The organism is Bacillus testis, assembly GCF_001243895.1.
GTDB lineage: Bacteria > Bacillota > Bacilli > Bacillales > DSM-1321 > Bacillus_AD > Bacillus_AD testis.
In genome coordinates this window covers 304837-331270 of sequence record NZ_LN851186.1, presented here as the reverse complement: position 1 = coordinate 331270, position 26434 = coordinate 304837, and the positions used below count along the sequence as shown (strand labels likewise).

The window sequence follows — 26434 nt, the reverse complement described above, 5'->3', positions numbered from 1 at the left end:
TATAATAGGTATTGGGAACGGTATAGTTCCCAAACCAATTATTTAATAAAGCCTTTGTAATGTCGCTTAACCAGTTGTGTTTCAAGTGTCTTCATGGAGTCAAGAGCAACCGAGACTACAATCAGAAGGCTTGTTCCTCCAATCTGGACTGATTGAGGCAATCCAGCGAACTTAACGAAGAACACCGGCAACACTGCAATAACAGCCAGGAAGAGGGCTCCCACAAGCGTCAAACGGGACAATACGCGTTTTAAATAATCCTCTGTATTTTTACCTGGACGAATTCCAGGTACGTAGCCGCCCTGCTTCTTCAAATTCTCAGCAACCTGCTCAGGGTTAACCTGAACGAACGCATAAAAATAAGAGAAAGCGATGATCAAAGCTACATACAGAATCATACCAACAGGCTTTGTATAGTCAAAAGTATTGATAATCCATTGCGTAACATCATTTTGCTTAAAGAATCCGGCAATAGTCTGCGGAGTCACAATGAATGATACAGCAAAGATTACAGGAATAACACCGGCAGAATTCACTTTCAATGGTAGATGTGTTGATTGTCCGCCAACCATTGCGCGCCCATTTGTACGCTTAGCGTATTGGATAGGAATCTTGCGCAGCGCTTGTTGGATAAAGATAACACCTACAATGATTGCGATGATTGCGACGACGATCAATACCATCGTTACGATGCGAAGGAATAAGGCATCACCAGCATCTTCAAATTGTTGGGCGTAGATCTGATTAAACATATTAGGAAAATTAGCTACGATCCCTGCGAAGATGATGATGGAAATCCCGTTTCCAACGCCTTTTGCTGTGATTTGTTCACCAAGCCACATCAAAAATGCAGTACCGGCAGTCAGAACGACTGCAATCAACAAGTAAGTGGACATGCCCGGTTCAATGATCAGATTACCGCCAGCAAGATTGTTGAACCCGAAAGACATTCCAAGTGCCTGGATGAATCCGAGAACAATCGTACCATAACGAGTAAACTGAGTTAATTTACGGCGGCCAACTTCCCCTTGCTTAGACCATTCAGTGAACTTAGGCACAACATCCATTTGCAAGAGAGAAATAATAATGGATGCTGTGATATAAGGCATGATGCCCATAGCAAAGATGGAGAAGTTTTGAAGTGCCCCGCCGCCGAATGTGTTCAATACTCCAAACACACCTAGCTGATCCTGAGCTTTCAGAAAGTCAGCGTTAACGTGAGGTACTGGAATAAATGTACCGATTCGGAAAACAATCAGCATCAACAGAGTGAATAGAATTTTGTTTCTTATCTCACTCACGCGCATAAAGTTGGAGATTGTTCGAAACATTAGATCACCTCGGTTTGACCGCCAGCAGCTTCAATCGCTTCTTTTGCGGCAGAAGAGAATTTATGAGCTTTTACAGTCAATTTCTTCTCAATCTTACCATTCGCAAGAATTTTGATTCCTGCTTTTTCGTTTTTCACAACACCAGTTTCCATTAATAGAGCTGGAGTTACTTCAGTTCCGTCTTCGAAGCGATTTAGAGTTTCTAGGTTTACAACAGCGAAGTCTTTACGGTTGATGTTCGTGAATCCGCGTTTAGGCAAACGTCTGAACAATGGTGTTTGACCACCTTCGAAACCAAGACGTACACCGCCGCCAGAACGAGCATTTTGACCTTTATGACCTTTACCAGCTGTTTTACCGTTACCAGATCCGATACCACGTCCTTTACGCTTAGGTTCTTGACGTGATCCTTCTGCAGGTTTTAATTCATGAAGTTTCATTTTGGCACCTCCTTGTTAAGTAAAAATAAGATTATTGTTCTTTGACAGTAACAAGATGAGAAACCTTATTAACCATACCGCGGATAGCAGCATTATCATCTAGAACAACTGTTTGATGCATTTTACGTAGACCTAGCGTTCTTACAGTCACGCGTTGGTCTTCAGGACGACCAATTAAGCTACGAGTGAGGGTAATTTCTAATTTTTTTGCCATTGATTTTCCCTCCTTATCCTAACAGTTCTTCTACTGATTTACCACGTAATTTAGCTACGTCTTCAGCACGTTTTAATTGATTTAATCCGTCTACAGTAGCGCGAACCATGTTAATAGGTGTGTTTGAACCAAGTGATTTAGAAAGGATATCGCTAACGCCAGCAAGTTCTAGTACCGCACGAACTGGACCTCCAGCGATAACTCCAGTACCTTCTGCAGCTGGTTTCAATAGGATGTTTCCTGCACCGAATCTACCGATTACTTGGTGAGGGATACTTGTATTAACCATAGGTACTTCAATTAAGTTTTTCTTAGCATCATCAATAGCCTTACGGATCGCATCTGGTACTTCTTGTGCTTTACCAGTACCGAAACCTACATGACCATTTTTGTCACCAACCACTACTAAAGCAGTAAAACGGAAACGACGTCCACCTTTTACAACCTTAGCTACACGGTTAACGGTAACTACGCGTTCTTCAAGTTCTAATTTATTAGGATCAATACGACGCATGTTTATATGTCCCTCCTTTTTACATTAAAATTCTAAGCCGTTTTCGCGTGCAGCATCTGCTAATGCTTTTACACGGCCATGGTATAGATATCCTCCGCGGTCAAATACCACTGAGCTGTATCCTTTTTCAGCAGCGCGTTTTGCGATAGTTTCGCCAACTTTTTGAGCTGCTTCGATGTTGCCAGTGCTTTCAAGACCTAGATCTTTGTCGAGTGTTGAAGCACTTGCTAGCGTTACACCGTTCACATCGTCAATTAGTTGTGCATAAATGTGTTTGTTAGAACGGTACACATTTAAACGAGGACGACTTTCAGTACCTGAAAGTTTCGCACGAACACGTCCGTGTCTTTTCAAACGAACTGAATTCTTGTCAAGCTTCGTGATCATTTACGTCACTCCTTTCGTTCTACCTATGTGGCTTACTTACCTGTTTTACCTTCTTTGCGGCGTACATATTCGCCTTCGTAACGAATACCTTTACCTTTGTATGGCTCTGGCGGACGAACGTCACGGATGTTAGCAGCTAATGCACCAACACGTTCCTTGCTCGCACCTTTTACGATGACTTTTGTATTAGAAGGAACTTCGATTTCAAGTCCTTTTTCTGGTTCGATTTCAACTGGGTGAGAGTACCCAACGTTAAGAACTAATTTAGTTCCTTGTTTTTGGGCACGGTAACCTACACCGATTAGTTCAAGAGATTTTTCGAAACCTTTTGAAACTCCCTCAACCATGTTAGAAAGTACAGCACGAGTAGTACCATGCAATGCACGGTGAGCTTTCTCATCAGAAGGACGCGTGATTGTAATCACGTTCTCTTCTTGGCTGATTTTCATATCTGTGTTAAAAGAACGAGACAATTCGCCTTTAGGTCCTTTAACAGTTACATTGTTTGCTGCATCAATTGTTACAGTAACACCTGATGGCAACTCAATTGGTTTTTTACCTATACGAGACATTTAGTGCACCTCCATTCGCTTTAAAAATGATTACCAAACGTAAGCTAGTACTTCTCCGCCAATTTTCTTAGCGCGCGCTTCTTTATCAGTGATTACGCCTTGAGAAGTTGAAACGATAGCAATCCCAAGTCCGTTAAGTACGCGTGGAACCTCTCCAGCTTTCGCGTAAACACGTAGACCAGGTTTGCTAATACGTTTAAGACCAGTAATTACACGTTCATTATTTGAACCGTATTTCAAGAAGATACGGATGATTCCTTGCTTGTTATCTTCGATAAGTTCTACATCACGGATGAAGCCCTCACGTTTTAAGATTTCAGCAACGTCTGTTTTAATCTTTGAAGCAGGAAGCTCTAGCTTCTCGTGACGCACCATGTTAGCGTTACGAATACGTGTCAGCATATCTGCAATTGGATCTGTCATGACCATTTATATTTACCTCCTTCCCAAAATCGGGTTTTACCAGCTAGCTTTCTTAACGCCAGGAATTTGTCCTTTATATGCAAGTTCACGGAAACAAATACGGCAAAGCTTAAATTTACGGTATACAGAGTGTGGACGACCACAGCGTTCACAACGTGTATACTCTTGTACTTTAAACTTAGGTCCGCGCTTTTGTTTAACGACCATAGATTTTTTAGCCACGTTTACGCCTCCCTCTTATTTTTGATTACTTTTGGAACGGCATTCCTAATTGAGTAAGTAGTTCACGAGCTTCTTCATCAGTGTTTGCCGTAGTAACGATTACGATATCCATTCCACGAACTTTGCTTACTTTATCGTAATCAATTTCAGGGAAGATTAGTTGTTCTTTTACACCAAGAGTGTAGTTACCGCGACCGTCGAATGATTTCTTAGAAACCCCACGGAAGTCACGTACACGAGGTAGAGAAACAGAAACTAATTTGTCTAGGAATTCGTACATGCGCTCTCCACGAAGAGTTACCTTCGCACCGATAGGCATACCTTCACGTAGACGGAAACCAGCGATTGATTTCTTAGCTCGTGTAATTACTGGTTTTTGACCAGTGATTTGGCTTAATTCTTCCACTGCATTGTCAAGCGCCTTAGCGTTTGCAACAGCATCACCAACACCCATGTTAATTACGATCTTATCAACTTTAGGAGTTTGCATTACAGATTTATAATTAAACTTGCTCACAAGAGCAGGAACGATTTCTTTTGTATACTTTTCCTTTAGGCGGTTCATGTATAGTACCTCCCTTCATTAATGACTTATTTATCTAAGGATTCACCAGATTTTACAGAAACACGGACTTTTTTGCCGTCTACCATTTTGTAGCCAACACGAGTTGGGTTTCCTGTTTTAGGATCAATCACCATTACATTTGAAACATGGATAGCAGCTTCTTGTGAAATGATTCCACCTTGTGGGTTCACTTGAGAAGGCTTGGAATGCTTCTTAACGATGTTAACACCTTCAACCAATACACGGTCCTTCTTCGGGTAAGCTTCAAGGATAACGCCTTGTTTACCTTTATCCTTACCTGAGATGACTACGACTTTGTCACCTTTTTTAACATGCATGCGTTTCGCACCTCCTTGAAAGGCCTTTACGAGTTTTTCTTATAATACTTCTGGAGCTAATGAAACGATCTTCATGAAATTGTTGTCACGAAGTTCACGGGCAACCGGTCCGAAGATACGAGTCCCACGAGGACCTTTATCGTCACGGATAATTACACATGCGTTCTCGTCAAATTTGATGTATGAACCATCGTTGCGGCGTACGCCTGACTTAGTTCTTACAACTACTGCTTTAACAACTTCACCTTTTTTAACAACGCCACCTGGTGTTGCTTGTTTTACAGTACAAACGATAACATCACCAATGTTAGCTGTTTTGCGGCCTGAACCACCAAGGACTTTAATTGTCAAAACTTCACGAGCACCTGAATTGTCAGCAACTTTTAGACGTGATTCTTGTTGAATCATGTACTAGACCTCCTTTCGGAATTAAAATGATCCGAACAGAATATAATTAAATGATAACAGCTTTTTCGACTACTTCTACCAGACGGAAGCGTTTAGTAGCAGATAGAGGGCGAGTTTCCATGATCTTAACGATGTCGCCTACTTTTGCTTCATTCTTCTCATCATGAGCCTTGAATTTTTTAGAGTATTTCACGCGTTTACCGTAAAGAGAATGTGTCTTGTACGTTTCTACTTGAACAGTGATAGTTTTATCCATCTTATCAGATACTACGCGTCCTGTGTAGACTTTGCGTTGGTTACGTTCACTCATTCAGCAAACCTCCTCTCGAATTATTAATTGTTGGCACTGATCTCTCTTTGACGAACAACAGTTTTCATACGAGCGATCGATTTGCGCACTTCACGAATACGTGCAGTGTTTTCAAGTTGTCCAGTAGCTAACTGGAAACGAAGGTTAAATAACTCTTCTTTAAGCGATTTTACTTTTTGTTCTATTTCAGCAGTGGTTAGGTCTTTAATTTCATTAACTTTCATTTGATTCACCACCAATTTCTTCTCGTTTCACAAACTTACATTTGATTGGAAGTTTGTGCATTGCAAGACGTAATGCTTCACGAGCGACCTCTTCAGATACGCCGGAGATTTCGAACATTACTTTTCCTGGTTTAACTACAGCAACCCATCCTTCAGGAGCCCCTTTACCAGAACCCATTCGGACTTCAAGAGGTTTAGCAGTGTAAGGTTTGCTTGGGAAAATTTTAATCCAAACTTTACCGCCACGTTTCATGTAACGAGTCATTGCAATACGAGCAGCTTCGATTTGACGGTTAGTGATCCAAGATGCTTCAAGAGCTTGCAAGCCGTATTCACCGAAGTGAACTTCTTGACCGCCCTTAGCACGGCCTCTCATCTTACCGCGGTGTTCGCGACGATATTTAACGCGTTTTGGCATTAACATGATTATTTTCCTCCTTCCTCGGATTTCTTCTTAGTAGGAAGAACCTCTCCACGATAGATCCATACTTTAACGCCAAGCTTACCGTAAGTAGTATCAGCTTCTGCGTGTGCATAGTCTATATCAGCGCGAAGTGTGTGAAGTGGAACTGTTCCTTCGCTATAGTGTTCTGAACGAGCGATGTCGGCACCGCCAAGACGACCAGAAACCATTGTTTTGATACCTTGAGCACCAGCACGCATTGTGCGTTGGATTGCTTGTTTTTGTGCACGACGGAAAGATACACGATTTTCTAATTGACGAGCGATATTCTCTGCAACTAGTTTAGCATCTAGGTCTGCACGTTTAATTTCGATGATGTTGATGTGTACGCGTTTGCCAGTAAGTTGGTTTAACGCTTTGCGAAGAGCTTCAACTTCTGTACCACCTTTACCGATAACCATACCTGGTTTAGCAGTGTGTACAGAGATGTTGATACGGTTAGCAGCACGTTCGATTTCTACTTTAGAAACTGAAGCATCGTTCAAACGTTTTGCGATATATTCACGAACTCTTAAGTCTTCATGTAAAAGAGTTGCGTAATCTTTGTCGTTAGCGAACCATTTTGATTCCCAGTCACGGATGACGCCGATACGCAAACCAATTGGATTTACCTTTTGACCCACAGATTATCCCTCCTTCTTTTCTGATAAAACGATCGTAATATGTGAAGTGCGTTTGTTGATTGCACTAGCACGGCCCATTGCACGAGGACGGAAACGTTTAAGTGTTGGTCCTTCGTTTACATATGCTTGGCTTACTACTAGATTGTTTACATCCATATCGTAGTTGTGCTCAGCGTTCGCCATAGCAGATTTCAATAATTTCTCTACTACTGGAGATGATGTTTTTGGCGTATGACGAAGAATTGCGATTGCTTCGCCTACTTGCTTTCCTCGAATTAGATCAATTACTAAACGAACTTTACGAGGAGCGATACGAACTGTATTAGCAACAGCTTTAGCTTGCATGAGATGCCCTCCTCTCGTTAACGTCTTGTTTTCTTATCGTCACTTGCGTGACCTTTGTAAGAACGCGTTGGTGCGAACTCACCTAGTTTGTGGCCTACCATATCTTCAGTTACATATACAGGAACGTGTTTACGTCCATCATATACCGCGATAGTGTGACCGATGAATTGTGGGAAGATTGTAGAACGACGAGACCAAGTTTTGATTACTTGCTTCTTATCAGTTTCATTTAACTTCTCTACTTTTACCATTAAATGATCATCAACAAAAGGTCCTTTTTTTAGGCTGCGACCCATGAGTGTACCTCCCTTCGTGATTGTCCTACGGTTCGGTAATTGAACCGTAGCCCAACCCCGTTATTTTTTGCGACGACGTACGATAAACTTGTCGGATTTATTTTTCTTCTTGCGTGTTTTAGCACCAAGAGTTGGTTTACCCCAAGGTGACATTGGTGATTTGCGTCCGATAGGAGCTTTACCTTCACCACCACCATGTGGGTGATCAACTGGGTTCATTACAGATCCACGTACAGTTGGGCGTTTGCCTAACCAGCGGCTGCGACCAGCTTTACCGATGTTGATAAGTTCGTGTTGCTCGTTACCAACTTGACCGATTGTTGCGCGGCAAGTAGAAAGAACCATGCGAACTTCACCAGAGTTAAGACGTACTAATACGTAGCGTCCTTCTTTACCAAGTAATTGTGCAGATGTACCAGCAGAGCGAACTAGCTGACCACCTTTACCAGGCTTCAATTCGATATTGTGGATAACTGTACCCACTGGAATGTTTTGTAGTGGAAGAGCGTTACCCACTTTGATGTCAGCGTCAGCGCCAGACATAATCTCCATACCTACTTCTAGGTTTTTAGGAGCTAAGATGTAACGTTTTTCTCCATCAACATAATTAATTAATGCAATATTTGCGGAACGGTTTGGATCGTATTCAATAGTAGCAACGCGTCCTGGTATACCATCTTTGTTACGTTTAAAGTCGATGATACGGTATTGACGCTTGTGGCCGCCACCTTGATGACGAACTGTTAACTTACCTTGGTTGTTACGGCCGCCTTTTTTGCTCAATGGAGCAAGCAATGATTTTTCTGGTTTGCTAGTAGTGATCTCAGCAAAATCAGAAGCTGTCATATTACGTCGACCATTAGAGGTAGGTTTATACTTTTTAATCGCCATGTGTAGTTCCCTCCTTCTCTAATATTCTAAGCTTACGCTTCAAAAATTTCGATTTCTTTGCTATCGGCAGTCAATTTAACAATTGCTTTACGGCGCTTGTTAGTGTAACCTGCATGTCTGCCCATGCGTTTGAATTTACCTTTATAGTTCATGATGTTCACTTTTTCAACTTTAACGCCGAAAATTTCTTGAACAGCATCTTTGACTTGAGTTTTGTTAGCTCTCACGTCAACTTCAAATGTGTACTTCTTCTCAGCCATAGCGTCAGCAGAAGCTTCTGTAATTACGGGGCGCTTAATGATATCGCGTGCATCCATTATGCAAGCACCTCCTCTACTTTTTCAACAGCTGCTTTAGTCATGATTAGTTTGTTGTGTCCAACTAGGTCAAGAACATTCAAACCAGCTGCGTCAAGTACTGTAACACCAGGGATGTTACGTGCAGACAATGCAACATTTTCATCAAGAGCATCTGTTACGATAAGTGCTTTAGTGTCTACTGAAAGACCTTTTAAGAATGATACGAATTCTTTAGTTTTTGGAGCTTCGAAAGATAAGCTTTCAAGAACTAGAAGGTTTTCGTCTTGTACTTTTGAAGCAAGAGCTGACTTAAGTGCTAGACGACGTACTTTCTTAGGAAGTTTGTAGCTGTATGATCTTGGTTGTGGTCCGAATACAGTACCACCACCACGCCATTGTGGAGAGCGGATAGAACCTTGACGTGCACGTCCAGTTCCTTTTTGACGCCATGGTTTGCGTCCACCGCCTGCTACTTCAGAACGATTTTTTACTTTATGAGTTCCTTGGCGTAAAGAAGCGCGTTGCATAACGATAGCTTCGAATAATACGCTTTGGTTCGGTTCAATACCAAAGATAGATTCGTTTAGTTCGATTTCTCCAACGTTAGAACCTGCTTGGTTAAATAATGTAACTTTAGGCATATTCCAATGCTCCTCCTTTCTTATAAAACTTATTTAGCTTTGATCGCTGATTTCACTTTAATCAAGGATTTTTTCGCACCAGGTACGTTACCTTTGATTAGAAGAAGATTACGTTCAACGTCAACCTTAACGATTGTTAGGTTTTGAACAGTGATTTGGTCTCCACCCATGCGTCCAGGTAGCAATTTACCTTTAAATACACGGTTTGGAGCAACAGGTCCCATTGAACCAGGGCGACGGTGATAACGAGAACCGTGAGACATTGGTCCGCGAGATTGTCCGTGGCGCTTGATTGAGCCTTGGAATCCTTTACCTTTTGATGTTCCTGTTACGTCTACTGTATCGCCTTCAGCGAAAATGCTAACTTTGACTTCTTGACCAACCTCGTATTCATCAAGGTTTACCCCGCGGAATTCGCGGATGAAGCGCTTAGGTGCAGTGTTTGCTTTAGCTACATGCCCTTGTTCTGGTTTGTTTGAAAGCTTTTCGCGCTTGTCAGAGAAACCGATTTGAATTGCTTCATATCCGTCATTTTCAATGGTTTTCTTTTGAAGAACAACGTTTGATGCAGCTTCAATTACTGTTACAGGGATAAGCTCGCCGTTTTCAGCAAATACTTGCGTCATACCGATTTTCTTTCCTAAGATTCCTTTGGTCATGAGTCACACCTCCTGAGAAATTATATTTATAAATTATAGTTTGATTTCGATATCAACACCAGATGGAAGATCCAAACGCATTAATGAATCAACTGTTTGTGGAGTTGGGTTCACAATGTCGATTAGACGTTTATGTGTACGCATCTCGAATTGTTCACGAGAATCTTTGTACTTATGAACTGCACGAAGGATTGTATATACAGATCTTTCTGTTGGTAATGGAATCGGACCGGAAACAGCCGCACCAGAACGTTTTGCAGTTTCAACGATTTTTTCAGCAGATTGATCAAGAATTCTGTGATCATATGCTTTTAAACGAATACGAATCTTTTGTTTTGCCATTATTTTCCCTCCTTTTCGCCTATTTTCAGAAATAGACATTTACTCCGTGGAAATTTCCCATACACGCGCCATGGCAAAGCGGCCGGGTGTATCAGCAACCTCCCACATCATCGCGGCCAAAGACCAACATTGTCTATTATACCTAACTTCTGGGCAAAATGCAATATTTTATCGAGAAGTTAAATCTGTAACACACTTTGTCTATTATACATAGTATTTCTCCATTTATCAAGTTCTAGTTTGAAATGAGATATGAAGAAATACGGACTGCAATATCTATAGAAGAAACTCGGATGAAACGGATCTCCAAAGCTTCATCCTGCTTGTTCATTCTAGTACATCCCAGCGCTATTTCCTATAGTGAATTACTGGAATAGAAAAAAGGCAGACGGTCGAAAACCGTCTGCCTTTTTTTATTAGAAACTGTTGTAATTATTCTTGGATAGAAGCAACTACGCCAGCGCCTACAGTACGTCCGCCTTCACGGATAGAGAACTTAGTACCTTCTTCGATAGCTACTGGAGCGATAAGCTCAACAGACATTTCGATGTTATCTCCAGGCATAACCATTTCTACGCCTTCAGGAAGATTACAGATACCAGTTACGTCAGTTGTACGGAAGTAGAACTGAGGACGGTAGTTAGAGAAGAATGGAGTGTGACGTCCACCTTCTTCTTTTGAAAGAACATAAACTTCAGCTTTGAATTTTTTGTGTGGGTTGATTGAACCTGGTTTAGCCAATACTTGACCACGTTGGATTTCGTCACGGGATACACCACGAAGAAGTGCACCAATGTTGTCACCAGCTTCTGCATAGTCAAGAAGTTTACGGAACATTTCTACACCTGTTACAGTTGTAGATTTAGCTTCGTCTGCGATACCAACGATTTCAACAACGTCGCCGACTTTAACTTGTCCACGCTCAACACGACCTGTAGCAACAGTACCACGACCTGTGATTGAGAATACGTCCTCAACTGGCATCATGAATGGTTTGTCAGTGTCACGAGTTGGAGTTGGGATGTACTCGTCAACTGCAGCCATTAGTTCAACGATTTTTTCTTCCCATTGAGCGTCTCCTTCAAGAGCTTTAAGGGCAGAACCTTTAATTACAGGAATATCGTCACCAGGGAATTCATATTCAGTAAGAAGGTCACGGATTTCCATTTCTACTAGTTCAAGTAGTTCTTCGTCGTCAACCATGTCACATTTGTTCATGAATACAACTAGGTAAGGAACACCTACTTGACGAGAAAGAAGGATGTGCTCACGAGTTTGTGGCATTGGGCCGTCAGCAGCAGATACTACTAGGATACCGCCGTCCATTTGAGCAGCACCAGTGATCATGTTTTTAACATAGTCAGCGTGTCCTGGGCAGTCAACGTGTGCATAGTGACGGTTGTCAGTTTCGTATTCAACGTGTGCAGTAGAGATTGTGATACCACGTTCTCTTTCTTCTGGAGCACCGTCGATTTGATCGTAAGCGCGAGCTTCTGCTTGACCTTTTTTAGCAAGTACAGAAGTGATAGCAGCAGTTAGAGTTGTTTTACCGTGGTCAACGTGACCGATTGTTCCGATATTAACGTGTGGTTTAGAGCGATCGAATTTAGCTTTAGCCATTAGGAATTTCCTCCTTAAGATTATAGGTTTATTTTGGTTTAACGTAAGTATTATGCAGTGGAGGCAGTTCTCACCACCTCCAAGCTTACATTAGTAGTTATACTTCAACAAAGAGTGAAAAGCAATTATTCACCTTTATTTTTTTTGATGATCTCTTCAGAGATTGCTTTAGGTACTTCTTCGTAGTGGTCGAAATGCATTGAGAACGTACCGCGTCCTTGAGTTGCAGAACGAAGTGTTGTTGCATATCCGAACATTTCAGATAGTGGAACGAACGCTTTAACGACTTGTGCGTTACCGCGAGCTTCCATACCTTCAACGCGTCCACGGCGAGAAGTGATGTTACCCATAATATCTCCAAGATATTCTTCAGGCATTACAACTTCAACTTTCATGACTGGCTCAAGGATAACAGGTTTACATTTAGAAGCGGCATTCTTAAGAGCAAGAGATGCAGCGACTTTAAACGCCATTTCAGATGAGTCGACATCATGGTAAGATCCATCGTAAAGTTTTGCTTTTACGTCTACTAGCGGGAAGCCAGCAAGTACACCGCGTTCTAGAGCATCTTCTAGACCAGCTTGTACAGCAGGGATGTATTCACGAGGAACAACACCACCGACGATCGCATTTTCAAACTCGAATCCTTTACCTTCTTCGTTTGGAGAGAATTCAATCCAAACGTGTCCGTATTGACCACGTCCACCAGATTGGCGAGCGAATTTACCTTCAACCTGTGCAGATTGACGGAACGTTTCACGGTAAGCAACCTGAGGTGCACCAACGTTAGCTTCAACTTTAAATTCACGACGCATACGGTCAACTAGGATATCCAAGTGAAGTTCACCCATACCAGCGATGATTACTTGGCCAGTTTCTTGGTCAGTATGCGCACGGAATGTTGGATCTTCTTCTTGAAGTTTTTGTAGAGCAGTTGTCATCTTATCTTGGTCAGCTTTAGATTTAGGCTCGATAGATAGAGAGATAACTGGCTCTGGGAATTCCATAGACTCAAGAATAACAAGATTCTTTTCGTCACATAGAGTATCACCAGTTGTAGTATCTTTAAGACCTACAGCAGCAGCGATATCCCCTGCGTATACCATGTCGATCTCTTGACGAGAGTTTGCGTGCATTTGCAGGATACGTCCTACACGTTCACGTTTACCCTTAGTAGAGTTCTGTACATAAGAACCTGAGCTCAATGTACCAGAGTATACACGGAAGAAAGTTAGTTTACCAACATAAGGGTCAGTCATAACTTTAAATGCAAGCGCTGAGAATGGTTCTTCATCGCTTGAATGACGCACTAGCTCTTCATCTGTGTCAGGTGAAGTACCTTTGATTGAAGGTACATCAAGTGGAGATGGAAGGTAGTCGATTACAGCGTCTAGCATTGGCTGAACACCTTTGTTTTTGAATGCAGAACCACAGATTACTGGGTAGAATTCTACGTTAACAGTACCTTTACGAATTGCTGCTTTTAGCTCTTCAACAGTGATCTCTTCACCGCCAAGGTATTTTTCCATTAACTCTTCATCAAGTTCAGCAACAGCTTCAAGTAGCTTTTCACGGTACTCATCAGCTTGATCTTGATATTCAGAAGGAATTTCTGTAACTGTGATATCAGTTCCTAGGTCATTACCGTACATAATAGCTTTCATTTCTACTAAGTCGATAATACCGCTGAACTCATCTTCCGCACCAATTGGTAATTGGATTGGATGTGCATTCGCTTGTAGACGATCGTGAAGAGTTCCTACTGAGTATAGGAAGTCAGCACCGATTTTGTCCATTTTATTTACGAATACAACACGTGGTACACCGTAAGTTGTAGCTTGGCGCCAAACTGTTTCAGTTTGAGGCTCAACGCCTGATTGAGCATCAAGCACTGCAACTGCACCATCAAGTACACGAAGTGAACGTTCTACTTCAACTGTGAAGTCTACGTGTCCCGGTGTGTCGATGATGTTTACGCGGTGTTCTTTCCACTGTGCTGTTGTAGCAGCAGAAGTGATTGTGATACCACGTTCTTGTTCTTGTTCCATCCAGTCCATTTGTGAAGCACCTTCGTGCGTTTCACCAATTTTGTGGATACGACCTGTGTAGTAAAGAACACGTTCAGTAGTGGTAGTTTTACCGGCATCGATATGTGCCATGATACCAATATTACGAGTCTTTGCTAAGGAGAACTCTCTTGCCATTGGGTCTTTCTCCTTCCTTATTGTACATTTTTATGAATATAGTTCGAATCTTACCAGCGATAATGAGCGAATGCTTTGTTAGCTTCAGCCATTTTATGAGTGTCTTCACGTTTCTTAACAGATGCACCAGTGTTGTTAGCAGCATCTAAGATTTCGTTAGCCAAACGCTCTTCCATCGTTTTTTCACCACGAAGGCGAGTGTAGTTAACTAACCAACGAAGACCTAGAGTAGAACGTCGTTCTGGACGCACCTCAACTGGTACTTGGTAGTTAGAACCACCTACACGACGTGCTTTTACTTCCAATACAGGCATGATGTTTTTAAGAGCTTGGTCGAAAACTTCCATTGGCTCCTTACCTGTACGTTCTTTGATAATATCAAATGAGGAGTATAAAATTTGTTGAGCTGTACCTTTTTTACCGTCGATCATCAATTTATTGATAAGACGTGTAATTAGTTTTGAATTATAGATTGGATCTGGTAATACATCTCTTTTTGCAACAGGACCTTTACGAGGCATGTTTTTTTCCTCCTTTCAACGAGAAATTATTTTAGTTTTGTTAGAATTATTTCTTAGCTGCTTTCGGACGCTTAGTACCGTATTTAGAACGGCTTTGCATACGATTGTTTACGCCAGCTGTATCAAGAGCACCACGTACGATATGATAACGTACCCCTGGTAAGTCTTTTACACGGCCGCCACGGATCAGAACAACACTGTGTTCTTGTAGGTTATGACCGATACCAGGAATATAAGCAGTTACCTCGATTCCGTTAGTTAAACGTACACGGGCATACTTACGTAACGCTGAGTTCGGTTTTTTCGGTGTCATCGTACCAACACGAGTACATACACCGCGTTTTTGTGGAGATGATACGTTTGTTTGAGCTTTCTTAAAGCTGTTATAGCCTTTGTTAAGTGCTGGTGACTTAGAGTTAGTTTCTTTTGACTCACGGCCTTTACGCACTAATTGATTAATAGTAGGCATTAATATTTCCTCCTTTCACTTCTTGATTCTAGTCCCACACATCCAGGTGGTTCATAAATGAGCAAAAACAAAGTTCTTGCAGAAAATCTACAAAAACAGTTTTACTTTAAAAAATAATAATACCAGTACTTCATCACAATACAGATCGTATTGATGGCATGTGCATGGCCAGTCTCTTATATACCGTTTATCTCAACCGTATTGGCTGGATGCAATCAATAGAAGCACCTTTGCTATAATAGCATTTTTATTGATCGCGTGTCAACAATCCATTCAAAATAAATTCGAAGGAATCTTCTGACGGACGTCTGCCCGTTCACGCGAAACGTATAATGTATATAAATGGCCAGAAAATCTTCTTTACTGGCCATTTATTATTACTTCTTACTCTACAGGTTGTGTTTCTTGTTCAGCTTGCTCTGTGAATACAGGTACAGCTTTTCTGTAACGAGGCATACCAGTACCAGCAGGAACCAGCTTACCAATGATAACATTTTCCTTAAGTCCTAGAAGTTCATCACGCTTACCTTTAATAGCTGCATCTGTAAGGACTCTTGTTGTTTCCTGGAAGGATGCTGCAGATAAGAATGAATCTGTTTCAAGTGAAGCTTTTGTGATACCAAGCAAGACCGGACGGCCAGTTGCAGGCTTTCTTCCGCTAAGAAGAGCAGCTGTATTGGCGTCAGTGAATTGGTGAATATCAAGCAATGTGCCAGGCAATACATCCGTATCTCCAGCGTCAATCACGCGGATTTTGCGAAGCATTTGTCGAACCATTACTTCAATATGCTTATCACCGATTTCTACACCTTGCATACGGTATACTTTTTGCACTTCTTTAAGAAGATATTCTTGCACTGCAAGCGTATCTTTTACTTTAAGCAATTCTTTAGGATCAATGGATCCTTCAGTCAATTCATGTCCGCGCTCTACTTTAGAGTTAACGCCGACTTTCAATCGAGCTGTATATGGAACCGTGTAAGAGCGAGTTTCAACAGCGCCTTGTACAACGATTTCTTGTTGTTTATCTTTAGCTTCATTGATGGCAACGACTACCCCGTCAATTTCTGAGATATGCGATAGACCTTTCGGATTACGCGCCTCAAAAATTTCCTGGATACGTGGAAGACCTTGTGTGATGTCGTCTCCGGCAACCCCACCTGTATGGAAGGTACGCATTGTTAACTGAGTACCCGGTTCACCGATTGATTGTGCAGCGATAATTCCGACCGCTTCACCGACTTCAACTTCTTGGCCAGTTGCCAAGTTACGGCCATAACATTTCTTACATACACCATGACGTGTGTTACATGTGAATGCAGAACGGATCCATACTTCTTTAATACCGACACTTTCGATATAGTGGGCAAGATCTTCCGTTATTAGACCGTTTTCTGGAACAATCACTTCACCAGTTTCAGGGTGTTTGATTGTTTTTCTTGCATGGCGTCCAACTAGGCGCTCTTCCAGGCTTTCGATGATTTCTGTACCATCTTTAAGCGCTGTGATAAGCAATCCTCGGTCAGTACCACAGTCATCATCACGGACGATAACATCTTGTGCAACGTCAACCAGACGACGAGTCAGGTAACCTGAGTCGGCAGTCTTAAGGGCTGTATCGGCAAGACCTTTACGCGCACCGTGAGTGGAGATGAAGTACTCGAGTACTGTCAGACCTTCACGGAAACTAGATTTGATCGGCAATTCAATGATACGACCAGCCGGGTTGGCCATCAGACCGCGCATACCGGCAAGCTGTGTAAAGTTAGATGCGTTACCACGGGCACCGGAATCACTCATCATGAAGATTGGGTTTCGGCGATCCAAGGATTTCATCAACTTACCTTGAATTTCATCTTTAGCGGCACTCCAGATGGAAATGACGCGTTCATATCTTTCGTCTTCCGTGATTAAACCACGTCTAAATTGTTTAAGGACGTTATCCACTTTGTGCTGTGCTTCATGGATGATATCCGTTTTTTCTTCAAGTACCACGATATCCGCCACACCTACTGTGATACCAGCTTTAGTGGAATACTTGAATCCTAGGTCTTTCATCCGGTCAAGCATTTTAGATGTTTCAGTAATCTTGAATCTCTTAAATACTTCCGAAATGATGTTTCCAAGGATTTTCTTCTTGAATGGATCAATGATCGGTTGTGCTTTAATGGCTTCAAGCACATTTGCCCCTTTTTCAATGAAGAAGCGTTCTGGTGTTTTTACTTCTAAGTTTTCTTTAGTCGGTTCGTTGATATACGGGAAAGTCTTAGGAAGAATTTCGTTGAATACCAATTTACCCACTGTCGTAATTAGAAGTTGATTGTTCTGTTCTTCAGTGAATGTTTCGTTATTCAATGAAGAAGCGGCAACTGCCACACGTGTATGCAAGTGGCAATATCCATTTTGGTAAGCCAATAATGCTTCGCTTGTATCATTGAATACCATACCTTCACCGACTGCTCCTTCTCTTTCAAGTGTCAAGTAGTAGTTACCTAGTACCATATCCTGTGAAGGAGTAACAACCGGTTTACCATCTTTAGGGTTCAGAATGTTTTGAGCCGCAAGCATCAGCATTCTTGCTTCAGCCTGCGCTTCAGCAGATAGAGGTACGTGAACCGCCATTTGGTCACCGTCGAAGTCAGCGTTGTAAGCTGTACATACAAGCGGGTGAAGACGAATTGCGCGACCTTCAACTAAAGTTGGTTCAAACGCCTGGATCCCTAATCTATGAAGAGTCGGTGCACGGTTCAATAGTACCGGATGCTCCTTAATGACTTCTTCTAATACATCCCAGACTTCAGGCTGCATACGTTCGATTTTACGTTTAGCGGATTTAATATTATGTGCTAATCCTTTGCCGACCAATTCTTTCATAACGAATGGCTTGAACAATTCAATCGCCATTTCTTTAGGAAGTCCGCATTGGTACATTTTAAGGTTAGGACCTACGACGATAACGGAACGTCCTGAATAGTCAACACGCTTACCAAGAAGGTTTTGACGGAAACGGCCTTGTTTCCCTTTCAACATATGCGATAGGGATTTCAATGGACGGTTACCTGGTCCAGTGACTGGTCTGCCGCGGCGTCCGTTATCGATCAATGCATCTACTGCTTCCTGCAACATACGTTTTTCGTTTTGAACAATGATGCTTGGTGCGCCAAGGTCCAACAAGCGTTTTAAACGATTGTTACGGTTGATTACACGACGATATAGATCGTTTAGATCGGAAGTGGCGAATCTGCCGCCATCCAATTGGACCATTGGACGGAGTTCAGGCGGGATAACCGGAAGAACTTCGAGAATCATCCAAGATGGCTCATTGCCTGAATTACGGAATGCTTCCAGTACTTCAAGGCGTTTGATTGCACGTGTACGGCGTTGGCCTTGTGCAGTCTTAAGCTCTTCTTTCAGCATATCCACTTCTTTTTCCGTATTGATGTCTTGCAGAAGCTTACGGATTGCTTCAGCACCCATAGATGCCTGGAATTTGTTTCCATATTTTTCACGGTAACTGCGGTACTCTTTCTCAGATAAAAGTTGTTTTTTCTCCAAAGAAGTTGCGCCTGTATCCGTTACTACATATGAAGCAAAATAGATGACTTCTTCAAGAGCACGTGGGGACATGTCCAAGACAAGTCCCATACGGCTCGGGATTCCTTTAAAGTACCATATATGAGAGACAGGTGCTGCCAACTCGATATGGCCCATACGTTCACGGCGAACTTTTGCTCTCGTTACTTCAACTCCGCAACGATCACAGACAACGCCTTTATAACGAACTCGTTTATATTTACCGCAGTGACATTCCCAATCCTTTGTTGGACCGAAAATACGTTCACAGAACAAACCATCTTTTTCAGGTTTCAGCGTACGGTAGTTAATCGTTTCTGGTTTTTTCACTTCACCGAATGACCAAGATCGAATCTTGTCAGGTGATGCTAGACCTATTTTCATATACTCAAAATTATTTACATCCAGCAAGGGGCCGACCTCCCTTTTAGATTCCAGGTTTTACCCTTTTAGCTCAGGCTCTTGGAAGAATAGATTACTTTGTAGTATTGACTTCTGTTTCTTCAACAGTGTCTACTTGTGTATCTGACTCAAGTGATAGCGCTTCGGATTGATTGGCTTCTTCGTCATCTTCCATATCGCGCATTTCGATTTCTTTATCTTCACTAGACATGATCTTAACATCCAAGCCTAGACTTTGTAGTTCTTTGATTAGTACCTTGAATGATTCAGGAACACCCGGTTCTGGAACATTCTCACCTTTGACAATTGCTTCATACGTTTTCACACGGCCAACAACGTCATCTGATTTAACTGTAAGGATTTCTTGAAGAGTGTAAGCAGCACCGTATGCTTCCAGTGCCCAAACCTCCATCTCACCAAAACGTTGTCCACCGAACTGAGCTTTACCTCCAAGAGGCTGCTGAGTTACAAGTGAGTATGGACCAGTAGAACGTGCATGCAATTTATCGTCAACCATGTGGGCCAGTTTGATCATGTACATGATCCCTACTGATACACGGTTATCGAATGGTTCACCGGTTCTTCCATCATAGAGCACGGTTTTAGCGTCTCTTGCCATTCCGGCTTCTTCAATTGTGCTCCACACATCTTCCTCAGTCGCTCCATCGAATACAGGAGAGGCCACGTGGATTCCAAGTTGGCGTGCAGCCATTCCCAAGTGGAGTTCAAGCACCTGTCCGATATTCATACGGGAAGGTACGCCCAGTGGGTTCAACATGATGTCGATCGGTGTTCCATCTGGAAGATAAGGCATATCTTCTTCCGGCAAGATTCTTGAAATAACACCCTTGTTACCATGTCGTCCGGCCATCTTATCGCCTTCATGGATTTTACGTTTTTGAACGATGTATGCACGTACAAGTTGATTTACACCCGGTGGAAGTTCATCGCCGTCTTCACGGTTAAAGACTTTCACGTCAAGGACGATACCGCCGCCGCCGTGAGGCACACGTAAAGATGTATCGCGGACTTCACGCGCTTTTTCACCAAAGATGGCATGAAGCAAACGCTCTTCAGCAGTCAATTCAGTAACCCCTTTAGGTGTCACTTTACCGACAAGCAAGTCTCCGTCTTTTACTTCTGCACCGATGCGGATGATTCCACGTTCGTCAAGATTGCGAAGTGCATCTTCTCCGACGTTCGGTATATCGCGAGTAATTTCTTCAGGTCCAAGCTTTGTATCGCGTGATTCTGATTCATACTCTTCGATATGGATGGATGTATATACATCATCTTTGACAAGGCGTTCACTCATGATGATGGCATCTTCATAGTTATAACCATCCCATGTCATGAAGCCTACTAATACGTTGCGTCCAAGTGCCAATTCACCAAGTTCCATAGAAGGTCCATCTGCAAGGATTTCACCTTTTGTTACGCGGTTGCCCACTGCAACGATTGGTCTTTGGTTGTAGCACATTCCTTGGTTTGAACGTTTGAATTTCAATAGACGGTATTTATCAAGGTCGCCTTTTACTTCTTGGCCGTCGATTGTAGTGATGCGGCGCACCCATACTTCACGGGCTTCAACATGTTCAACAATTCCTTCGTGCTTACAAATGATTGCAGCACCGGAGTCCTTAGCTGATACATATTCCATACCTGTTCCGACAAGAGGCGCTTGCGGCTGAATTAAAGGCACAGCTTGACGTTGCATGTTCGCTCCCATTAGGGCACGGTTCGAGTCATCGTTTTCCAAGAATGGGATACATGCTGTCGCAGCTGATACAACCTGTTTTGGCGAAACATCCATATAGTCTACACGGTCGTGAGGAACTACAGTGTTTTCACCGCGGAAACGTGCAACAACCTCATCATCGAGGAAGTCACCTTCATCAGAAAGAGAAACATTCGCTTGTGCAACCACGTAGTTATCTTCTTCATCAGCAGTTAAGTAATCAATATGATCGGTTACTCTTCCTGTTTCCGGATCTACTTTTCTATATGGCGTCTCTATGAAGCCAAAGCGGTTTACTTTCGCAAAGCTTGATAGAGAGTTGATCAATCCAATGTTCGGTCCCTCTGGCGTTTCAATCGGACACATACGGCCATAGTGGGAATAGTGAACGTCACGCACTTCCATTCCGGCGCGTTCACGCGTTAAACCACCAGGTCCCAATGCTGATAGACGACGCTTATGCGTCAACTCTGCCAACGGGTTGGTTTGGTCCATGAATTGCGATAATTGAGAGCTTCCGAAGAACTCTTTAATCGACGCGATTACAGGACGGATATTGATTAGTTGTTGAGGAGTGATTGTGTTCGTATCCTGAATGGACATTCTTTCACGAACAACACGTTCCATACGGGAAAGCCCGATACGGAATTGGTTTTGCAATAACTCACCAACAGAGCGCAGACGACGGTTTCCAAGATGATCGATATCATCTGTATCGCCTACTTGATGCAATAGGTCAAAGAAATAAGAGATGGATGCCACTATATCGGCAGGGGTGATATGTTTCATCTCCTCTGTCACATTGGCATTGCCGATCACGTTGATTTCTTTGTCGCCTTCTGTTTCAGTAGCAGAGTAAATTTTGATGGATTGTACGATTACATCTTCATCCACAACTCCGCCAAAAGGTCTTAACGTCTTGAAGCCGATGCCTTCTTCTAAGTATGGAAGAATGCGGTCAAGAGTACGTCTATCTAGCAATGTACCTTTTTCAACAAGGATTTCCCCAGTTTCAGGGTCTACCAATGTCTCTGCGATACGTTGGTTGAATAAACGGTTTTTAATGTGAAGCTTTTTATTTATTTTATAGCGCCCTACGTTCGCTAAGTCATAACGTTTTGGATCAAAGAAACGTGAAATCAAGAGACTTTTTGCGTTTTCAACTGTTGGCGGCTCGCCTGGTCTTAAACGTTCGTAAATCTCGATTAGCGCCTTATCTGTTCCTTCGGTATTGTCCTTTTCAAGCGTATTGCGAAGATACTCATTATCACCGATGATATCGATGATTTCTTGATCGGAACCAAAACCTAGTGCGCGAAGAAGTACCGTAACTGGAAGTTTTCTAGTACGATCGATTCTTACGTACACAACATCTTTGGCGTCTGTTTCATATTCTAACCATGCACCCCGGTTAGGAATGACAGTGGCTGTGAAGCCTCGTTTGCCATTTTTGTCAAACTTTTTGCTGAAGTACACACTTGGAGAACGCACTAACTGGGAAACGATAACACGTTCCGCCCCGTTCACAACAAATGTACCTGTTTCAGTCATAAGTGGGAAATCGCCCATGAATACATCTTGGTCTTTTACTTCCCCTGTCTCTTTGTTAACGAGACGCACTTTTACTCGTAGCGGCGCTGAATAAGTTACATCGCGCTCTTTGGATTCTTCTACTGAGTATTTTGGATCTCCTAAACTGTAATCAATAAATTCCAGCGAAAGGTTTCCGGTGAAATCCTCGATTGGAGAAATATCTCTAAACATTTCCCTTAATCCTTCATCCAAGAAATTCTGGTAAGAAGCTGTTTGGATTTCAATTAGATTTGGTAATTCTAGCACCTCGCTAATGCGTGCATAACTTCTGCGCTGGCGGTGTCGTCCATACTGAACAAGTTGACCTGTCAACAGATTCACCCCTCAAATCAAGCGTTATAAGGATCTATCATCCAACGGCCCGGGAACGGTTCGTTGGACAAAAAGAAAATGGTTTTATATTAAATTAAAACCACGATTCACAAAAACGAACTATTATTTTATATATCTTTCCCGCATAATCCGTATTTATACGTGGTTTGTAAAAGAAAACCTGCGGAAATCATATATATGCATTTTATAATATTAACATAGCAGTATTTTAGAGTCAAACTTTTTTGGCTACAAGAATATAGTAACCTTTTTTCTTGGCTGCTACATCCACGTTTCCAAAAACAGTTTCCATCTTATCCATTGCGGATGGAGCTCCCTGCTTCTTTTGGATGACTACCCATAACTCTCCGCCCGAAGCCAAGCGGTCATAGCTTTTTTCTAAAATTTCATGCACGACTTTTTTGCCTGCACGAATCGGAGGGTTTGTGAGAATAGCCGCATAGGCCGTCTCCTTCACCTGCGAAAAAACATCACTTTCATACACATCAACATTTGTAATCCGGTTAGCTTCCGCATTTTCCCGAGATAGCTGGATCGCTCTTTCATTGACATCAACCATTTCGATAGCCCGTTCCGGGAATGAAAAGGCCATGCTCAATCCGATCGGCCCATAACCGCAGCCAACATCAAGGATTGGTCCATCTACTTCTGGCTCTGTAACAGTATCAATCAACAAGCGCGAACCGAAATCCACTTCTTTTTTTGAAAAAACACCGTTATCCGTTTTGAACCTGAATGCTTTGCCTCTCAATGTAAACTCCCAGTAGCTTGGATTGCTTTCTACGTCGGGATTCTTGGAATAGTAATGATTTGTCAAAGGACACCCTCCTTATGAAAGGAATATATTCGAAGTCTATATATAGAAGATGTATCCATAGAGGATAACTGTTATACATTTTAACAGTTACGTACAGATTAAGGCAAAAAAAGCCCGCTGTTTTCAGCGAGCTTTTTTTCAAACGGCATTACTTAACTTCAACGCTAGCTCCAACTTCTTCAAGTTTAGCTTTGATTTCTTCAGCTTCTTCTTTAGAAGCACCTTCTTTAAGTGCTTTAGGAGCGTTATCAACGATTTCTTTTGCTTCTTTAAGACCAAGGCCAGTGATTTCACGAACTACCTTGATAACTTTGATTTTTTGATCTCCAGCAGAAGCTAGAACTACGTCAAATTCAGTTTTTTCAGCAGCAGCGTCTCCGCCAGCAGCTCCGCCTACCATTGCTACAGGAGCAGCAGCAGTTACACCAAACTCTTCTTCGATTGCTTTTACAAGGTCATTTAGTTCTAAAACAGTCATATTTTTAACTGCTTCAATGATTTGTTCTTTAGTCATTATATTGTTCCTCCTTGAATTGGTTTAATTCGTATTATAATCAGTTAAGCTACTAAAACGCAGCAATTAAGCGCCTTGTTCTTCCTTTTGATCTGCAACTGCTTTAGTTGCAAGGGCAAGGTTACGGATTGGAGCTTGAAGTACGCTAAGCAACATAGAAAGAAGACCTTCGCGTGATGGAAGTTCAGCAAGAGCTTTAACTTCTTCCACAGTAGATACGTTACCTTCAATAACACCAGCCTTAATTTCCAACGCTTCGTGTTTCTTAGCGAAATCATTAAGGATTTTAGCAGGAGCGACTACATCTTCGTTAGAGAATGCAATTGCGTTCGGACCAGTTAAAGCTTCGTTCAATGCGCTAAGCTCAAGTGAGTCCGCTGCCAGACGAGAAAGTGAGTTTTTGTAAACTTTGAATTCTACACCCGCTTCACGAAGTTGCTTACGAAGTTCAGTAACCTCAGCAACGTTAAGTCCACGGTAGTCAACAACGATTGTTGATTTGCTAGATTTCATTTTATCGGCAATTTCTTGCACGATTTGTTTTTTTGCTTCAATAGCACTACTCATGTTTTACACCTCCTGTATATTTGCTCGAAACACATTTATACCGGTCAAAAAGAAAACCCTCAAATCTTGCAGACGTGAGGGCAGTAAATTCCAAGTCATAGTCATCGACTATATATATCGAAATTACCTCGGCAGGAATATTAAGCTTTTGGAGCCCCTGCTGTCTATGGTACAAATGGTATTCATTTTTCAACAAAAAGAATTATATAACATTCCATACAGGAAAGTCAACTCTTTTTAAAATTAGTTTTTAGTAGCTGTGAAAGTAGCTGTATCAACTTTTACACCAGGTCCCATTGTAGAAGTTACAGTTAGGTTTTGGATGTAAGTTCCTTTAGCAGCAGATGGCTTCACTTTCATCATTGTTTCAAAGATAGCAGTGAAGTTTTCAACTAGCTTGCTGTCTTCGAAAGATACTTTACCGATCGGCACATGTACGTTACCAGTTTTATCAACACGGTATTCTACTTTACCAGCTTTGATTTCATTAACAGCTTTTGTTACATCGAATGTAACTGTACCTGTTTTAGGGTTTGGCATTAAACCTTTAGGTCCCAATACGCGACCAAGCTTACCAACTTCACCCATCATGTCAGGTGTAGCTACGATTACATCAAAGTCGAACCAACCTTGTTGGATTTTGTTGATGTAGTCAGTATCGCCTACGAAGTCAGCTCCAGCAGCTTCTGCTTCTTTTGCTTTTTCGCCTTTAGCGAATACCAACACGCGTTGAGTTTTACCAGTTCCGTTTGGAAGAACAACTGCTCCACGGATTTGTTGGTCAGCTTTCTTAGGGTCTACTCCTAAACGGAAAGCAACTTCAACTGTTGCATCGAATTTAGTGAAATTCGTTTTTTTAACTAGTTCAATCGCCTCTGTTACAGAGTAAGCTTTTGAACGATCCACAAGCTTGATAGCTTCTGCATATTTTTTGCTTTTCTTAGCCATTTTATAAATCCTCCTAATAATGTGGTTTTAACGGTATAAGCCTCCCACGAAAAAGGTTGCGAATAACTTATGAAATCCGCAACCCCGTAGAAACGTCTAACTTTATTTGCTAGGATTAGTCTTCAATGACAATACCCATGCTACGTGCAGTACCTTCAACCATACGCATTGCAGACTCAACGTTTGCAGCGTTTAGATCAGGCATTTTTGATTCAGCAATCTCACGCACTTTGTCGCGTTTAACTGTTGCAACCTTCGTACGATTTGGTTCACCAGAACCAGACTCGATACCAGCCGCTTTCTTAAGCAATACAGCAGCAGGTGGAGTTTTCGTAATGAATGTAAATGAACGGTCTTCGAACACCGTAATTTCAACAGGAATGATAAGACCAGCTTGTTCTGCAGTACGAGCGTTGAACTCTTTACAGAAACCCATGATATTAACACCTGCTTGACCTAGTGCCGGTCCAACTGGTGGAGCTGGATTAGCTTTAGCTGCAGGGATCTGAAGTTTTACAATCTTGATAACTTTTTTAGCCACGAGACACACCTCCTTAAAGTCCGTGATGTGGTAATAGGGGCTCGTTCCCCTCCCACTCATATGAATTCTTTATATAGTGAATAAAGA

At 42.2% G+C, this 26434-nt stretch carries 33 protein-coding genes and 1 other annotated feature; all 33 genes read right to left on the bottom strand.

What is annotated here, in order from left to right; all coding sequences use genetic code 11:
* Window positions 1-38 precede the first annotated feature (38 nt).
* Window positions 39-1331: a preprotein translocase subunit SecY gene (gene secY / locus BN1765_RS02175; protein WP_050613650.1), complete on the bottom strand. Its 1293-nt coding sequence runs from the start codon at window positions 1329-1331 to the stop codon at window positions 39-41.
* Window positions 1331-1771, bottom strand: a complete 441-nt coding sequence (gene rplO / locus BN1765_RS02170; RefSeq protein ID WP_050613649.1) for a 50S ribosomal protein L15 — start codon at window positions 1769-1771, stop codon at window positions 1331-1333. Before rplO ends, secY begins: the two co-directional genes overlap by 1 nt.
* A gap of 31 nt (window positions 1772-1802) precedes the next feature.
* On the bottom strand, window positions 1803-1985 hold the full coding sequence (gene rpmD / locus BN1765_RS02165; protein ID WP_050613648.1) for a 50S ribosomal protein L30: 183 nt from the start codon (window positions 1983-1985) through the stop codon (window positions 1803-1805).
* 13 nt (window positions 1986-1998) lie between these two features.
* Window positions 1999-2499 carry a 30S ribosomal protein S5 gene (gene rpsE / locus BN1765_RS02160; protein ID WP_050613647.1) on the bottom strand — a complete coding sequence of 167 codons (501 nt, stop codon included), beginning with the start codon at window positions 2497-2499 and terminating at the stop codon, window positions 1999-2001.
* Between the two features lie 24 nt (window positions 2500-2523).
* A complete protein-coding gene (gene rplR, locus BN1765_RS02155) occupies window positions 2524-2886 on the bottom strand; it encodes a 50S ribosomal protein L18 (RefSeq protein WP_050613646.1) in 363 nt (120 codons plus the stop codon).
* Window positions 2887-2918: 32 nt separating this feature from the next.
* Window positions 2919-3458 (bottom strand): 50S ribosomal protein L6, encoded by a 540-nt coding sequence (gene rplF, locus BN1765_RS02150; protein WP_050613645.1) that lies wholly within the window; start codon window positions 3456-3458, stop codon window positions 2919-2921.
* Window positions 3459-3488: 30 nt separating this feature from the next.
* Window positions 3489-3887 (bottom strand): 30S ribosomal protein S8, encoded by a 399-nt coding sequence (gene rpsH, locus BN1765_RS02145; RefSeq protein WP_050613644.1) that lies wholly within the window; start codon window positions 3885-3887, stop codon window positions 3489-3491.
* A gap of 30 nt (window positions 3888-3917) precedes the next feature.
* Window positions 3918-4103: a type Z 30S ribosomal protein S14 gene (locus tag BN1765_RS02140; protein WP_050613643.1), complete on the bottom strand. Its 186-nt coding sequence runs from the start codon at window positions 4101-4103 to the stop codon at window positions 3918-3920.
* 25 nt (window positions 4104-4128) lie between these two features.
* Window positions 4129-4668, bottom strand: a complete 540-nt coding sequence (gene rplE / locus BN1765_RS02135) for a 50S ribosomal protein L5 (protein ID WP_050613642.1) — start codon at window positions 4666-4668, stop codon at window positions 4129-4131.
* 26 nt (window positions 4669-4694) lie between these two features.
* The gene (rplX, locus tag BN1765_RS02130) at window positions 4695-5006 is read right to left on the bottom strand and encodes a 50S ribosomal protein L24 (RefSeq protein WP_050613641.1); all 312 of its coding nucleotides are present in this window, start codon (window positions 5004-5006) and stop codon (window positions 4695-4697) included.
* Window positions 5007-5045: 39 nt separating this feature from the next.
* Complete coding sequence (rplN, locus tag BN1765_RS02125) at window positions 5046-5414, bottom strand: 50S ribosomal protein L14 (protein ID WP_050613640.1); 369 nt, start codon at window positions 5412-5414, stop codon at window positions 5046-5048.
* A 46-nt stretch (window positions 5415-5460) separates the two neighbouring features.
* Window positions 5461-5724 carry a 30S ribosomal protein S17 gene (gene rpsQ / locus BN1765_RS02120; protein ID WP_050613639.1) on the bottom strand — a complete coding sequence of 88 codons (264 nt, stop codon included), beginning with the start codon at window positions 5722-5724 and terminating at the stop codon, window positions 5461-5463.
* Window positions 5725-5747: 23 nt separating this feature from the next.
* Window positions 5748-5948 (bottom strand): 50S ribosomal protein L29, encoded by a 201-nt coding sequence (gene rpmC, locus BN1765_RS02115; RefSeq protein WP_042353171.1) that lies wholly within the window; start codon window positions 5946-5948, stop codon window positions 5748-5750.
* Window positions 5938-6372, bottom strand: coding sequence for a 50S ribosomal protein L16 (gene rplP, locus BN1765_RS02110; protein ID WP_050613638.1), 435 nt, complete (start codon window positions 6370-6372; stop codon window positions 5938-5940). The genes rpmC and rplP overlap by 11 nt, the downstream gene beginning before the upstream one ends.
* Before the next feature lie 2 nt (window positions 6373-6374).
* Window positions 6375-7034, bottom strand: a complete 660-nt coding sequence (rpsC, locus tag BN1765_RS02105; protein WP_050613637.1) for a 30S ribosomal protein S3 — start codon at window positions 7032-7034, stop codon at window positions 6375-6377.
* Window positions 7035-7037: 3 nt separating this feature from the next.
* Entirely contained in the window at window positions 7038-7379 is a 342-nt protein-coding gene (rplV, locus tag BN1765_RS02100) for a 50S ribosomal protein L22 (RefSeq protein WP_050613636.1), read from the bottom strand.
* Between the two features lie 17 nt (window positions 7380-7396).
* A complete protein-coding gene (rpsS, locus tag BN1765_RS02095; RefSeq protein WP_050613635.1) occupies window positions 7397-7675 on the bottom strand; it encodes a 30S ribosomal protein S19 in 279 nt (92 codons plus the stop codon).
* Window positions 7676-7735: 60 nt separating this feature from the next.
* The gene (gene rplB, locus BN1765_RS02090) at window positions 7736-8566 is read right to left on the bottom strand and encodes a 50S ribosomal protein L2 (protein WP_050613634.1); all 831 of its coding nucleotides are present in this window, start codon (window positions 8564-8566) and stop codon (window positions 7736-7738) included.
* 32 nt (window positions 8567-8598) lie between these two features.
* Window positions 8599-8886, bottom strand: a complete 288-nt coding sequence (gene rplW, locus BN1765_RS02085; RefSeq protein WP_187119473.1) for a 50S ribosomal protein L23 — start codon at window positions 8884-8886, stop codon at window positions 8599-8601.
* Window positions 8883-9506 carry a 50S ribosomal protein L4 gene (gene rplD / locus BN1765_RS02080; protein WP_050613632.1) on the bottom strand — a complete coding sequence of 208 codons (624 nt, stop codon included), beginning with the start codon at window positions 9504-9506 and terminating at the stop codon, window positions 8883-8885. Before rplD ends, rplW begins: the two co-directional genes overlap by 4 nt.
* A gap of 29 nt (window positions 9507-9535) precedes the next feature.
* Window positions 9536-10165 carry a 50S ribosomal protein L3 gene (gene rplC / locus BN1765_RS02075; RefSeq protein WP_050613631.1) on the bottom strand — a complete coding sequence of 210 codons (630 nt, stop codon included), beginning with the start codon at window positions 10163-10165 and terminating at the stop codon, window positions 9536-9538.
* 33 nt (window positions 10166-10198) lie between these two features.
* A complete protein-coding gene (rpsJ, locus tag BN1765_RS02070) occupies window positions 10199-10507 on the bottom strand; it encodes a 30S ribosomal protein S10 (RefSeq protein ID WP_019244375.1) in 309 nt (102 codons plus the stop codon).
* A 432-nt stretch (window positions 10508-10939) separates the two neighbouring features.
* Window positions 10940-12127: an elongation factor Tu gene (tuf, locus tag BN1765_RS02065; protein WP_050613630.1), complete on the bottom strand. Its 1188-nt coding sequence runs from the start codon at window positions 12125-12127 to the stop codon at window positions 10940-10942.
* 125 nt (window positions 12128-12252) lie between these two features.
* Complete coding sequence (gene fusA, locus BN1765_RS02060; protein WP_050613629.1) at window positions 12253-14331, bottom strand: elongation factor G; 2079 nt, start codon at window positions 14329-14331, stop codon at window positions 12253-12255.
* Window positions 14332-14381: 50 nt separating this feature from the next.
* A complete protein-coding gene (gene rpsG / locus BN1765_RS02055) occupies window positions 14382-14852 on the bottom strand; it encodes a 30S ribosomal protein S7 (RefSeq protein ID WP_050613628.1) in 471 nt (156 codons plus the stop codon).
* Between the two features lie 46 nt (window positions 14853-14898).
* Window positions 14899-15321 carry a 30S ribosomal protein S12 gene (gene rpsL, locus BN1765_RS02050; protein WP_050613627.1) on the bottom strand — a complete coding sequence of 141 codons (423 nt, stop codon included), beginning with the start codon at window positions 15319-15321 and terminating at the stop codon, window positions 14899-14901.
* 384 nt (window positions 15322-15705) lie between these two features.
* Complete coding sequence (gene rpoC / locus BN1765_RS02045; RefSeq protein ID WP_050613626.1) at window positions 15706-19305, bottom strand: DNA-directed RNA polymerase subunit beta'; 3600 nt, start codon at window positions 19303-19305, stop codon at window positions 15706-15708.
* A 64-nt stretch (window positions 19306-19369) separates the two neighbouring features.
* Window positions 19370-22939, bottom strand: coding sequence for a DNA-directed RNA polymerase subunit beta (rpoB, locus tag BN1765_RS02040; RefSeq protein ID WP_050613625.1), 3570 nt, complete (start codon window positions 22937-22939; stop codon window positions 19370-19372).
* Window positions 22940-23174: 235 nt separating this feature from the next.
* Window positions 23175-23777, bottom strand: coding sequence for a class I SAM-dependent methyltransferase (locus BN1765_RS02035; RefSeq protein WP_050613624.1), 603 nt, complete (start codon window positions 23775-23777; stop codon window positions 23175-23177).
* Between the two features lie 148 nt (window positions 23778-23925).
* Complete coding sequence (gene rplL, locus BN1765_RS02030; RefSeq protein WP_050613623.1) at window positions 23926-24291, bottom strand: 50S ribosomal protein L7/L12; 366 nt, start codon at window positions 24289-24291, stop codon at window positions 23926-23928.
* A 66-nt stretch (window positions 24292-24357) separates the two neighbouring features.
* Window positions 24358-24858 carry a 50S ribosomal protein L10 gene (gene rplJ / locus BN1765_RS02025; RefSeq protein WP_050613622.1) on the bottom strand — a complete coding sequence of 167 codons (501 nt, stop codon included), beginning with the start codon at window positions 24856-24858 and terminating at the stop codon, window positions 24358-24360.
* Between the two features lie 41 nt (window positions 24859-24899).
* Window positions 24900-25046: a sequence feature (ribosomal protein L10 leader region), on the bottom strand.
* A 55-nt stretch (window positions 25047-25101) separates the two neighbouring features.
* Entirely contained in the window at window positions 25102-25806 is a 705-nt protein-coding gene (rplA, locus tag BN1765_RS02020) for a 50S ribosomal protein L1 (protein WP_050613621.1), read from the bottom strand.
* Window positions 25807-25921: 115 nt separating this feature from the next.
* A complete protein-coding gene (gene rplK, locus BN1765_RS02015) occupies window positions 25922-26347 on the bottom strand; it encodes a 50S ribosomal protein L11 (protein WP_050613620.1) in 426 nt (141 codons plus the stop codon).
* Window positions 26348-26434 lie beyond the last annotated feature (87 nt).